Here is an 11,803-nt window from a genome sequence, read left to right as displayed (position 1 = left end):
TATCTACCAACATAAAAAAGAGGCCCCGACAGGGCCTCTTGCATTGTGCGGTCCGGAACGGGCGGATCAGGCCGAAACGTTCGCCTTTTCATCCTGCCGGTCGGCATAGATGTAGAGCGGCCGGGCGTTTCCACGCACGACGTCGTCCGAGATGACCACTTCGCGCACGCCTTCGAGCGTCGGCAGTTCGAACATGGTGTCGAGAAGGATCTTCTCCATGATCGAGCGCAGGCCGCGCGCGCCGGTCTTGCGGGTGATCGCCCGCTTGGCGATCTCGCGCAGCGCATCCTCGTGGAAGGTCAGATCGACGTCTTCCATCTCGAACAGGCGCTGGTACTGCTTGATCAGCGCATTCTTCGGCTCGGACAGGATCTGGATCAGCGCGTCCTCGTCGAGGTCTTCGAGGGTCGCCAGAACCGGCAGACGGCCGATGAATTCCGGAATGAGGCCGAACTTCACCAGATCTTCCGGCTCCAGTTCGCGCAGCACTTCGCCGACGCGACGGTCTTCCGCAGACTTCACGGAGGCACCGAAGCCGATCGAGGTCTTTTCGCCGCGGGCCGAGATGATCTTGTCGAGGCCTGCAAAGGCGCCGCCGCAGATGAACAAGATGTTCGTCGTGTCGACCTGCAGGAATTCCTGCTGCGGATGCTTGCGGCCGCCCTGCGGCGGGACCGAGGCAACCGTGCCTTCCATGATCTTCAGAAGCGCCTGCTGCACGCCCTCGCCCGACACGTCGCGGGTGATGGACGGGTTGTCGGACTTGCGGGAGATCTTGTCGACTTCGTCGATATAGACGATGCCGCGCTGGGCGCGTTCGACATTGTAATCCGCAGACTGCAGAAGCTTCAGGATGATGTTTTCGACGTCCTCGCCGACATAGCCGGCTTCGGTCAGCGTCGTGGCATCAGCCATCGTGAAGGGAACGTCGATGATGCGGGCGAGCGTCTGGGCAAGATAGGTCTTGCCGCAGCCGGTCGGGCCGACCAGCATGATGTTCGACTTCGCAAGCTCGACGTCGCCGCCCTTGGAGGCGTGCGCCAAGCGCTTGTAATGGTTATGCACCGCGACCGACAGGATACGCTTGGCCTGCTTCTGGCCGATGACGTATTCGTCGAGGACCTTGATGATGTCCTGAGGCGTGGGCACGCCGTCGCGGGACTTGACCATCGAGGTCTTGTTCTCTTCGCGGATGATGTCCATGCACAGCTCGACGCATTCATCGCAGATGAATACGGTCGGTCCGGCGATCAGCTTCCGGACTTCGTGCTGGCTCTTTCCGCAGAAAGAGCAATACAGGGTATTCTTGGAGTCGCCGCCGTTGCTGCCGCTGACTTTGCTCATATCACTTTCCTTCCAGCACTCCGCACTCACGTCAAAACGGGCGCGGTCCACTCTACCGCTTGCCGGCGCGCGCCCGACGGGCCTTGCGCGCCTGCCTTGCCTTAAGGGTACTCTACCGATCCTGCGCACATCATGCGGGATCAGCGGCAACGAAACCCCTAAGAAACGAATGCTATGTCATAAAAGTTCAACACAGCATTAATAAGTACTAATAGCGCTTTCCGTGCGACTTGAAACCCCTTTTTGCTCACATCGGGGTGAGGTGCACAGGTCGCGCCATCAGACTCAGTCTCCGGAGCCACCTTCCATTTCCTGACGCGATGTCAGGATCTTGTCGATGACGCCCCAATCCTGGGCTTCGTCGGCCGTCATGAAATGGTCGCGGTCGAGGGTCTTTTCGACTTCCTCCAACGTGCGGCCCGTATGCTTCACGTAGACCTCGTTAAGACGTCTTTTCATCTTCAATATGTCACGGGCATGGCGCTCGATATCGGACGCCTGGCCCTGGAAGCCGCCGGACGGCTGGTGCACCATGATGCGCGCGTTCGGGGTGGCAAAGCGCATCCCCTTTTCGCCCGCGCACAAAAGTAGCGAGCCCATGGAGGCGGCCTGGCCGATGCAGAGCGTCGAAACCGCCGGCTTGATGAACTGCATCGTATCGTAGATCGCCATCCCGGCCGTCACGACGCCGCCGGGCGAATTGATGTAGAGGGCGATTTCCTTCTTCGGATTTTCCGCTTCCAGGAAAAGAAGCTGGGCGCAGATCAGCGACGCCGTATAGTCTTCGACGGGGCCCGTCAGGAAGATGATGCGCTCTTTCAGAAGACGCGAATAGATGTCGTAGGAGCGCTCGCCGCGATTGGTCTGTTCGACGACCATTGGCACCAAGGCCATTGCGGTATCAACTGGATTTCTCATGTCCGTCCTTTGTCAAGCTTCTCTTGATCCCTGGCCGAAGGCAGAAAGGCGCTCCGGAATCAAATGGAATGGGTCATCCCTACATAGAGTGTCAACGCCCGGTACTTCAAGACGGAGCATCCGATATCCTTAACTGCCCGGGGATGCGCGAGGCTGACCGCTATTACGATTCGTGCCCGACCACAGCCGGCAGATGCCCCGGTTTCGGCTGATGGCACAGGTTTTTGCCCGATCAGGGTAAAGCAGGCGTGAACATTGTCTCGAAAATCCCACCGCCGCCGGTCCGAGCGCCGGATTTTCCGTGATCCGTGCAACGTCGTCTTAAAGACTGCATGGCATTCTGGCCGCGCTCGACATCGAGTATTGGAGTTTCGGGTGGATATTTTAACGGGCCTGATGATCTGGGCAGCGGAGGCGCTGACGCTTGCCGTCCTCCTGTGCTCACGCTGGTATTACGAGCGGGACCGCTTCTACCTGAGCTGGGGCAGCGGTTTTGCGCTGCACGGGATCGGCGTCATCCTGGTTGCGTTGCGCGGCGACATCCCCGATTTCGTCTCCATCCAGATCGCCAATACGCTGGTGCTCGCCGGTGTCGGCCTGTGGATCGCCGGCCTCCTGCAGTTCGACCGAAAGCCCGTGGAAGCCTACATCGCCATTCCGGCGCTTCTCTGGGTCGCGGGCATGTTCCTCTATCCGGTGCGCGAGAACTTCGCCAACCGGGTGGCTCTCCATAATGTCGCAACGATGGTCGGCCATGCGATCATGATCGCCATCCTCCTCAGGAATCAGGGCGCGTCGAAGATGACGCGACGGGTGCTTGCGGCCTTCATCGCCGTACAATTCTGCGCAAACGGCGTCGTCGCAGTTCTGGTGGTCGTCGGCGAGGCGAAAACCATCGGCGCGTCGCCGCACTCCGCCTGGCTGCTCTTCCCGGCAGCAGTCTGTTTCATCGCCAGCATCATGACCGGCGCCAAGCTGCTGACCGAGCGGTCGGAAGAGAAACTCAAGACGCTTGCCGTCACCGATCCGCTGACCGGCGTTCTCAACCGGCGCGGACTGATCGACGAGTTCCATGCCTTGAGAAAACTCGTGAACGAGGAAAAGCCGCTGATTGCTTTCCTGCATTTCGATCTCGACAGCTTCAAGCAGATCAACGACCGCTGCGGCCATCAGGCCGGCGATTCGGTGCTGGTCGCCTTCTCCCAGGTCGGCCAGACCTCGATGCGCGGCCGCGGCTTCTTCGGTCGCATGGGCGGCGAGGAATTCGCCTCCATCCTGCGCGTCGGCGACATGATCGAGGCCGCGAGCATCGCCGAGGCGATCCGCCTGACGCTCAAGCGCCAGACCATCGTCACGGGCGAGCACAACATCAGGGTCACCGTCAGTGCCGGCATCGCGCTCGCAGCAGCGGAAACCGCCGACCTCGACCTTCTGCTCAACGCCGCGGACCGGGCGCTCTATACCGCAAAGAACAGCGGTCGCGATCGCACCGCGATTGATACCGGCACCGACGCCTCGGTCGTTCCGGCCGTCGACCGACAGGGTGAGGACGAGGCACCGACCGACATGCGTGCCAGCCACCAGGTCGCAGCTCTCAAACGTCTGGCGTCGCTCGGCAAGCGCTGACCTCCCCTTGTCCTCTTCATCCTGAAACCCACATTCGTCCGCAGGGATAAAACGCGGAGAGTGGGTCATGCGGGCAGGATTTTCGGGGATCAGACTTTTCGCGGGCATTTTTCTTTCGTCAGTGCTTTCCGTCTCGATGTTTTCGGCCGGTACGGCGTTTGCCCAGCAGGCGTCCGATACCGTTGCGCCGGAACGGGCAACGGGGTTCACGTCCGCCAAGCGCGTCGAGACGAAAAGCTTCATGGTCGCCGCCGCCAATCCGCTGGCGGCCGAAGCCGGGCGCGACGTCATCGCCAGGGGCGGCAATGCGATCGACGCATTGATCGCGGTTCAAACCGTGCTCGGCCTTGTCGAGCCGCAGAGCTCCGGCCTCGGCGGCGGCTCGTTCCTCGTCTATTACGATGCGGCCGCCAGCAAGCTCACCACGTTCGACGGCCGCGAGACGGCGCCGATGGAGGCAACGCCAAAACTTTTCCTCGATACTCAGGGCCAGCCGCTGAAATTCATGGACGCGGTTATCGGCGGCCGTTCGGTCGGCACGCCAGGTACCGTGCGCCTCCTCTCCGAAGTCCACAGGCGCTACGGCAAGGCCGACTGGGCGAGCCTGTTCGAACGGGCGGAGAAGCTTGCCGCCGACGGTTTCCAGGTCTCCCCCCGTCTGGCTTTGCTGATCGCCGCCGACGGTGACCGGCTGAAGAAACACGATGGTCCGAAGGGTTACTTCTATGACGCATCCGGCGCGCCGCTGAAGGCCGGCACGGTGCTCAAGAACCCTGCCTATGCAGAGACGCTGAAGGCGATCGCGACCGGCGGCGCGGATGCCTTCTACAAAGGGTCGATCGCCGAGGCGATCGTCAAGACGGTGCGCGAAGCCCCGGGCAATCCCGGCGTCCTGTCTCTCGCCGATCTCGCCAATTACCGAGTCAAGGAACGCGAGCCGGTCTGCGCCGCCTACCGGGCGCTCGACATCTGCGGCATGGGACCGCCCTCCTCCGGCGCGGTCGCGGTCGGCCAAATGCTCGGCGTGATCGAGAATTTCGACGTCAAGGCTCTCGGCCCACGGAACGCCGAGAGCTGGCGGATCATCGGCGACGCGCAGCGCCTCGCCTTTGCCGACCGCGAGCGCTACCTGGCTGACCCGGATTTCCAGCCCTTGCCGATCAAGGGCCTGTTGAAGAAGGACTATCTCGGCAAGCGCGCCGGCCTGCTCGACGGCACCAAGGCTCTTAGCGGCGACCAGGTGAAGGCCGGCGAGCCGGAATGGGACCATGCGCTGCTGTTCGGCCGCGATGCGGCGATCGAGATGCCCTCCACCAGCCATTTCGTCATCGTCGACAGAGAGGGCAACGTCGTGTCGATGACCACGACGATCGAAAGCGGTTTCGGCTCGCGGCTGATGACAAACGGCTTCCTGCTCAACAACGAGCTCACCGACTTCTCCTTCAAGACCCATGACGGCAGCCTGCCCGTCGCCAACCGCGTCGAGCCGGGCAAGCGGCCGCGTTCCTCGATGGCGCCGACGATCGTGATGAAGGACGGCAAGCCGCTGCTCGCGATCGGCTCACCCGGCGGCAGCCAGATCATCGGCTATGTGGCGCAGGCCGTGATCGCCTATATCGACTGGGGGATGCCTGTGGAGCAGATCGTCGCCCAGCCGCATTTCATCAACCGGTTCGGGACTTACGAGATCGAGGCCGGCACCGAGGCGGAAAAGCTTGCCGAACCGTTGAAGGCGCTGGGGTACGAGGTGAAGCCGGGCGAGATGAATTCCGGGCTGCATGCGATCGAGATCACCGCGAGCGGTCTAGTGGGCAGCGCGGACCCGCGTCGCGAGGGCGTGGCGGTCGGCGAATGATCAATCGGCGCCGTAAACAAGCGCCGTCTTTGTCCTTCCCTTCGGATCGACAAACGGCGAACCGCTAAGCACGGTCATCGCCATCCAGGCGTTTTGGGCGACCTTGGCATCCGCCTCGCCGTCATCGAGAGGGAAACGAAAGCTGAATTCGGCGGCGATCGGCTCCAGCGCCTCGTCTTCCTTCCACCAGAGGATCAACGCGCACTCGGCCTTCACCTTTTTCGAGAGGCCCAGCCAGCCGTCCTCGAAGACGTGCTCGGTGACTTTCAGGCCCGAAACGGTCTGAACCTTTTCCTTCAGCGGCGGCAGCGACGCCCCGTCGAGTTTCTCGAAAGGGGCGAGACAGTCGCCAACGGTCAGGAGTTTTTTCCTGGGACCGAACCGGGCCTCGACGGAGCGGCTGAAAAGCGCCCAGAAGCTCGGCATTCCGGATCGCGGAACCGCCTTGACGTCCTCCTCGAACTTGCCCCGTCCGCGCCCTTCCCGCAGCCGGAACGCCTGCGCCCCGGCGAGCAGACCGTCCCCATGGCGGAATTTCAGCGTCGCATCCCAATCGCCATCGGATGCGACTGGCCGCCGCAGGCGGAAAACGAGGTCCGATCGCTCGTAGAGGGCGTTGTCCGGCGTATCCAGGAAAAGCACGTTTCGCTGCTTGTCGGGCTCCAACAGATTGAGCTTGCCGCTTGCGCCGATCCCGGCTTCGCCGAGCCGATTGACCGTGTCCGTCCAGAAATCCGCGGCCTTCGAACGGTAGGCGGCTTCGTCTCCGGCAAACTCCCGGGCGTGCAGCGTCAGCTTGTACTCGCGAGACGACAGTTTCATTTATTCCCTCCCCCAGGGCCGCTGCACCCCGTGCATCACCGACCATGCGCACAATCCTGAATAGTGTCAATTCGGCCCACTTTCCCCACCCGCTGAAATTCGCTAGGTCTCCGGACATGACCATTCTGCCCGATTTTCTCCGCATCGACCCTCAAACCCGCCGCGTCTCGCTCGACGGCCGCAACCCGGCTTTCTACAGCGATCCGAACTGCGTCTACGCCCTCCTCCACGAACATTGTCCGACCTTCTACTGGGAAGAGCAGCGGCAATGGTTCTTCACCGGTTACGACCATGTGAACGGGCTGCTGCGCGACCGGCGATTCGGCCGGCAGATCCTGCATATCGCCAGCCGTGAGGAGCTTGGCCTGCCCGAGCCGTTGGCTCATCTCGAAAATTTCGATCTCGCCGAGCGGTATTCGTTGCTGGAGCTTGAGCCGCCTGAGCACACGCGGCTTCGCACGCTCGTCAACCGCTCCTTCGTGTCGCGGCATATCGAAAGGCTCCGGCCGGATATCGCAGAACTTGCCGAAAAGCTGATCGACGGGTTCGAAGGCCAAGGCGAGACGGAGCTGCTTTCCGCCTTCGCCGACATCATTCCGGTAACGATGATCGCCCGGATGATCGGCATTCCGGACGAGATGGGACCTCAGCTTCTCAAATGGTCACATGCCTATGTCGGCATGTACATGTTCAAGCGGACCGAGGAGGACGAACATGCCGCCGACCGGGCAGCAAGAGAATTTTCCAACTATGTCAAAGGCCTGATCGCCGAGCGTCGCCGGGAGCCGCGCGAAGACCTTCTCACCCACATGATCCATACGGAGCACAAGGGCCAGTACCTCACCGACGACGAACTGGTCTCGACCACCATCGTGCTGCTCAACGCCGGCCACGAGGCGACGGTGCATCAGATCGGCAATTCGGTGCGGGTAATCCTGGAGAGCGGCCTGTCCCCGGCAGACCTTTTCCGCGACGAGGCGGCGACCGAGCGAACGGTCGAGGAAACGCTGCGCATCTGCGCGCCCGTGCATATCTTCCAGCGCTGGACGCTCGAAGACGTCGAGATCGACGGGCTCGAGTTCAAACGCGGCGACAAGGTGAGCCTTATCCTCGCCGCCGCCAATCTCGATCCGAAAAAATTCTCCGCTCCGCTGGCCTTCAAGCCCGACCGGCAGGAAGGTGCAAACCTCTCCTTCGGAGCCGGCATTCATTTCTGTATCGGGGCGCCGCTGGCAAGGCTGGAACTCAATACCGTGCTGCCCATCCTCTTCCGGCGGCTGCCCGGCATGCGGATTGCCGGAACGCCGGTGGTGAAGGACATCTACCATTTCCATGGGCTTGAGCGGCTGGACCTAGCTTGGGAACAGGCAAGCTCGGCTCTCTGATAGCGCCCGAAATCGGTGTGCAACTGCGGATTATGCCGCAGCTGCACTTCGCAATCAGGCTTCGGCGACAATTCCGTAACGGGTTGCCGGCTTGTTGAGCGACAGATAGGGGCGCAGCCCGCCGCGGGCGGTCGTGTAGGTCTCATAAAGCTGCGTATCGGCAAGCGACGGCATGGTGACCAGTTCGCCGCGGTCGAGCCCCACAAGCGCCGCATCGACGAGGTCGCCGACTTCCATGACCGAATTCGGGTCAAGACTGTCCATCGAGCCTCCGACGCGATCGAAGATTTCGGTGCGGGTATAACCGGGCAGGACTGCCTGGATCCTGACGCCGGTGTCCTTCAGCTCTGCAGCGAGGGCTTCCGTCAGGGCCAGAACGAAGGCCTTGCTGGCGGCATAAGTGCCGCTGAAGAATTCGGCGGCGAGCGCCACGGCGGAGGCGATGTTGACGATGGCGCCCTCACCCCGGGCAACGAAAGCCTGCGCGGCTGCGATTGCGAGACGGTTGGCGGCGGTGACGTTGAGATCGACCATCTGGTCGAGGTAATCCGGATCGGCTTTCAGCAGCGGACCGTTCGGGCCGATGCCGGCATTGTTGACGAAGAGGGTGATCGAGCCGTCTTCGCGCAGGCGCTTGTCGACGGCGAGCACATCGGCACGCTGGCTGAGGTCGGCGCGCAGTACGTCCGCCTTGATGCCATGTTCGCTCGTCAACCGGCCGGCAAGCGCCTTCAGGCGATCCGCGTCGCGGGCGACGAGGATAAGATCATAGCCGCGCTTGGCGAGCTTTTCCGCATAGGTCGCCCCAATGCCCGACGATGCGCCAGTCACGAGTGCGGTTCCGAGTTTTGAATTATTGGTCATGGTCCATCTCCTTCAGAGGTTTTTCGGGCAGAGGTTCTTCGAGTGGTGTCGCGGCCAGCGTTTCGGCATCTGGAATTTACTGGTATATGCCACCATATATGAAAAGGAGGATTTGAACCTGCAAGGGGTGGCGGCAAATTTTTATCCGGAGTGGAAGGGCCAGCCAAAAGCGGGCATTGTCCCGCGGCAAGATCGGAACGAGACATGACGGACAAACAGGACAAGCAAGGGCAGATCGAGGACGGCATCTGGCTTCACTGCAGCAACAGCGCGGTGCGCCGGGCTTCACGGCATCTCGGCCAGCTCTACGAGGATGCGATGGGCGATACCGGCCTCAAGGGGACGCAGTTCTCCCTGATGTCCCAGATCGCCGGATCCAACCAGCCAACATTGAAAAACCTCGCGGAGGCGATGGTCATGGACCTCTCGGCGCTCGGCCATACGCTGAAGCCTCTGATCCGCGACGGACTGGTGGAACTGGTACCCGATGCCCAAGACCGCCGCGCCAAGCGCGTCCGCCTGACGGAGACGGGCGCGGCCACCCAGCGCGACCTCACCGGCCGCTGGCAGGTCGCCCAGGACCGTTTCGACAAGGCATTCGGCAAGGAGAAGTCGGAGGAATTGCGGCGGACGCTGGCGTTCATCTCGTCGGGTGAATTCGCCAAGGCCTTCAAGCGGGATGAAGAAGCCTGATCAAACCCTGATCACGTAATCCTTGCGAGTCGTTTCAACCACTTCCCAGGTTCCCTTGAACCCGGGTCTGAGGATCATGCTGTCGCCGGCCCTCAACTGGACCGCCTCGCCGCCCTCCTCGGTGACGATCGAGTGGCCGGAGAGGATGTGGAAATATTCCCACTCGTCATAAACAATCCGCCATTTGCCGGGCGTCGCCTCCCAGACGCCGGCATAAAGCCCGGCCTCGGCTTCCTCGAAGTTCCAGGTACGGAACGTCGGGGTGCCGGAGACCAGCCGATCCGGTGCCGGCGCGCCCTCTTCCGGTTCGATGGACGAGAGGTCGAATTTGATCCAGGCGCTCATTATTTGGTCCTCTCGGCTGCATGTTTTCGAGCTGTTTGACGCGATCACGATGATCGCCCGCAGGCGCCCGATCGGGCCGCCTGCGGGCAATCATCATCAGATCTTCGACAAAGCCTGGTCGAGGTCGGCGATGATGTCGGCAGCATCCTCGATGCCGATCGACAGGCGCACCACGTCTGGCCCGGCGCCGGCGGCGATCTGCTGTTCTTCGCTCAGCTGCCGGTGGGTCGTCGAGGCCGGATGGATGACCAGCGAACGGGTGTCTCCGATATTGGCGAGGTGGGAGAACAGCTGCAGGCCTTCCACCAGCGTCTTGCCAGCCTCGTAGCCCCCGGTAACGCCGAAGGTGAAGACCGAGCCGGCGCCCTTCGGCGAATACCTGATCTGCAGGGCGTGGTTGGGGTCGTCCTCCAGGCCGGAATAGCTGACCCAGGCGACCTTCGGATGCGCCTTCAGCCATTTGGCGACGGCAGCGGCGTTGTCGCAGTGTTTCTGCATCCTGAGCGGCAGCGTCTCGATACCGGTCAGGATCATGAACGCGTTGAAGGGCGAGATCGCCGGCCCCATATCGCGCAGGCCCAGCACCCGGCAGGCGATGGCGAAGCCGATATTGCCGAAAGCCTGGTACAGAACGATGCCGCCGTATTCGCTGCGCGGTTCCGAGAGCATCGGATAATTGCCCGATTTCGACCAGTTGAAGGTGCCCCCGTCAACGATCACGCCGCCCATGGAATTGCCGTGGCCACCCATGAACTTGGTCAACGAGTGGATGACGATATCGGCGCCGTGCTCGAGCGGCCGGACGAGGTAGGGGGTCGCCATGGTGTTGTCGACGATCAGCGGAATGCCCCGACGATGCGCCACCTCGGCTATCGCCGCGATATCCACGAACGTGCCGGCGGGATTGGCGAGGCTCTCGATGAAGATCGCGCGAGTGCGCTCGTCGATGCCGGCCTCGAAGCTTGCCGGATCGTCGCTATCTGCCCAGCGCACCTGCCAGTCGAAACTCTTGAACGCATTGCCGAACTGGTTGATGGAGCCGCCATAGAGTTTTCGCGCCGCGATGAAATTGTCGCCGGGCTGCATGATCGTATGGAAGGTCAGCATCTGCGCGGCATGGCCGGAGGCGACCGCGAGCGCCGCAGTCCCGCCCTCAAGTGCCGCCACCCGCTCCTCCAGCACCGCCTGGGTCGGGTTCATGATGCGGGTGTAGATATTGCCGAACTGCTGCAGGCCGAACAGGGCGGCGGCGTGATCCGCATCGTTGAAGACGAAAGACGTGGTCTGGTAGATCGGCGTCGCCCGCGCGCCGGTCGTCGGATCGGGCTGGGCGCCCGCATGCACGGCCAGCGTCGAAAAACCCGGATTGAGTGTCGGCATTTTAGTCCCTCCCCTTGAATTGGCGCCTGTTTGTTAGCGCTCCAGCAGACCCCGGCGGTTGATCGCGATCAAGGTATATCGTTCTCCGGAATCTATCCTCCGAAGAAATAGAGAGGAGATTGCAATGGACAACACAATTCCGACCCTTGACCCCACCCGGGAAAATCTCACCGGCAGGCTGAAGCGCTGGTGTTCCGTCACATGGGCGGTGATCAACGAAGCCAAGCTTCTCGCCAGCCTCGACGACGAAACCGTCAAGCTGCTGGCACAGGACAACGCCTTGTCGGAGCAGGAACTGCGCGAGCTCATCGCCAAAGGCCCGCATGCGGCCGACGAAATGCTGGCGCTGATGAAGCTGCTCAACATCGATCCGGAGGAAGCCAGGCTGGAGGAGCCGGCCGAATTCCGGGACATGCACATCACCTGCGTCCACTGCGGCGAGAAGACCCGCTGTCGCCGCGAACTCACGGACGGCAGCGCCGCCGCTGACTTCGCAAGCTATTGCGGTAATGCCGAACTGCTCGACGACATGCGCAACCGGCCGGAACTGCTCGCCAAGTAGCTCGCTTCG

11 protein-coding genes are annotated in these 11,803 nt (G+C 62.1%); 5 read left to right on the top strand and 6 right to left on the bottom strand.

All coding sequences use genetic code 11. From position 1 onward, the window contains the following. Positions 1-66: 66 nt before the first annotated feature. Both clpX and clpP read right to left on the bottom strand, forming a co-directional pair. Positions 67-1,344: an ATP-dependent Clp protease ATP-binding subunit ClpX gene (gene clpX / locus C5L10_RS29385; RefSeq protein WP_046635404.1), complete on the bottom strand. Its 1,278-nt coding sequence runs from the start codon at positions 1,342-1,344 to the stop codon at positions 67-69. A 285-nt stretch (positions 1,345-1,629) separates the two neighbouring features. After that, positions 1,630-2,262 carry an ATP-dependent Clp endopeptidase proteolytic subunit ClpP gene (gene clpP, locus C5L10_RS29380; protein ID WP_105432557.1) on the bottom strand — a complete coding sequence of 211 codons (633 nt, stop codon included), beginning with the start codon at positions 2,260-2,262 and terminating at the stop codon, positions 1,630-1,632. Between the two features lie 375 nt (positions 2,263-2,637). Between clpP and C5L10_RS29375 the strand changes: the two genes are divergently transcribed. Together C5L10_RS29375 and ggt are read left to right on the top strand one after the other, a co-directional pair. Beyond that, positions 2,638-3,888 (top strand): GGDEF domain-containing protein, encoded by a 1,251-nt coding sequence (locus C5L10_RS29375; protein ID WP_172717250.1) that lies wholly within the window; start codon positions 2,638-2,640, stop codon positions 3,886-3,888. 136 nt (positions 3,889-4,024) lie between these two features. Then, positions 4,025-5,743 carry a gamma-glutamyltransferase gene (gene ggt, locus C5L10_RS29370; protein ID WP_105432584.1) on the top strand — a complete coding sequence of 573 codons (1,719 nt, stop codon included), beginning with the start codon at positions 4,025-4,027 and terminating at the stop codon, positions 5,741-5,743. On the opposite strand, the gene C5L10_RS29365 is transcribed toward ggt, so the two are convergent. After that, complete coding sequence (locus C5L10_RS29365) at positions 5,744-6,565, bottom strand: hypothetical protein (protein WP_105432555.1); 822 nt, start codon at positions 6,563-6,565, stop codon at positions 5,744-5,746. A 116-nt stretch (positions 6,566-6,681) separates the two neighbouring features. Between C5L10_RS29365 and C5L10_RS29360 the strand changes: the two genes are divergently transcribed. Then, positions 6,682-7,950: a cytochrome P450 gene (locus tag C5L10_RS29360; RefSeq protein ID WP_105432554.1), complete on the top strand. Its 1,269-nt coding sequence runs from the start codon at positions 6,682-6,684 to the stop codon at positions 7,948-7,950. A 54-nt stretch (positions 7,951-8,004) separates the two neighbouring features. Here C5L10_RS29360 and C5L10_RS29355 read toward each other — a convergent pair whose 3' ends face one another. Beyond that, on the bottom strand, positions 8,005-8,814 hold the full coding sequence (locus C5L10_RS29355) for an SDR family oxidoreductase (RefSeq protein ID WP_105432553.1): 810 nt from the start codon (positions 8,812-8,814) through the stop codon (positions 8,005-8,007). Between the two features lie 204 nt (positions 8,815-9,018). Between C5L10_RS29355 and C5L10_RS29345 the strand changes: the two genes are divergently transcribed. After that, positions 9,019-9,507: a MarR family winged helix-turn-helix transcriptional regulator gene (locus C5L10_RS29345; RefSeq protein ID WP_105432551.1), complete on the top strand. Its 489-nt coding sequence runs from the start codon at positions 9,019-9,021 to the stop codon at positions 9,505-9,507. On the opposite strand, the gene C5L10_RS29340 is transcribed toward C5L10_RS29345, so the two are convergent. Beyond that, the gene (locus tag C5L10_RS29340) at positions 9,508-9,852 is read right to left on the bottom strand and encodes a cupin domain-containing protein (protein ID WP_105432550.1); all 345 of its coding nucleotides are present in this window, start codon (positions 9,850-9,852) and stop codon (positions 9,508-9,510) included. It abuts the gene before it with no gap. Positions 9,853-9,948: 96 nt separating this feature from the next. Next, positions 9,949-11,232 carry an O-acetylhomoserine aminocarboxypropyltransferase gene (locus C5L10_RS29335; protein ID WP_105432549.1) on the bottom strand — a complete coding sequence of 428 codons (1,284 nt, stop codon included), beginning with the start codon at positions 11,230-11,232 and terminating at the stop codon, positions 9,949-9,951. Positions 11,233-11,356: 124 nt separating this feature from the next. Here C5L10_RS29335 and C5L10_RS29330 point away from each other — a divergent pair, with 124 nt between their 5' ends. Continuing rightward, positions 11,357-11,794, top strand: a complete 438-nt coding sequence (locus C5L10_RS29330) for a DUF6455 family protein (protein ID WP_105432548.1) — start codon at positions 11,357-11,359, stop codon at positions 11,792-11,794. Positions 11,795-11,803 lie beyond the last annotated feature (9 nt).

This window comes from Neorhizobium sp. T6_25, assembly GCF_002968555.1.
Lineage (GTDB): Bacteria > Pseudomonadota > Alphaproteobacteria > Rhizobiales > Rhizobiaceae > Neorhizobium.
Note: the sequence above shows the minus strand (reverse complement) of the source record. Positions and strands in the feature narration are given on the sequence as shown.

Coding starts and splice junctions, on each gene's coding strand:
- C5L10_RS29360 (WP_105432554.1), top strand. CDS start 6,682: ATGACCATTCTGCCCGATTTTCTCCGCATCGACCCTCAAACCCGCCGC.
- clpX (WP_046635404.1), bottom strand. CDS start 1,344: ATGAGCAAAGTCAGCGGCAGCAACGGCGGCGACTCCAAGAATACCCTG.
- C5L10_RS29330 (WP_105432548.1), top strand. CDS start 11,357: ATGGACAACACAATTCCGACCCTTGACCCCACCCGGGAAAATCTCACC.
- C5L10_RS29345 (WP_105432551.1), top strand. CDS start 9,019: ATGACGGACAAACAGGACAAGCAAGGGCAGATCGAGGACGGCATCTGG.
- ggt (WP_105432584.1), top strand. CDS start 4,025: ATGTTTTCGGCCGGTACGGCGTTTGCCCAGCAGGCGTCCGATACCGTT.
- C5L10_RS29365 (WP_105432555.1), bottom strand. CDS start 6,565: ATGAAACTGTCGTCTCGCGAGTACAAGCTGACGCTGCACGCCCGGGAG.
- C5L10_RS29335 (WP_105432549.1), bottom strand. CDS start 11,232: ATGCCGACACTCAATCCGGGTTTTTCGACGCTGGCCGTGCATGCGGGC.
- C5L10_RS29355 (WP_105432553.1), bottom strand. CDS start 8,814: ATGACCAATAATTCAAAACTCGGAACCGCACTCGTGACTGGCGCATCG.
- C5L10_RS29340 (WP_105432550.1), bottom strand. CDS start 9,852: ATGAGCGCCTGGATCAAATTCGACCTCTCGTCCATCGAACCGGAAGAG.
- clpP (WP_105432557.1), bottom strand. CDS start 2,262: ATGAGAAATCCAGTTGATACCGCAATGGCCTTGGTGCCAATGGTCGTC.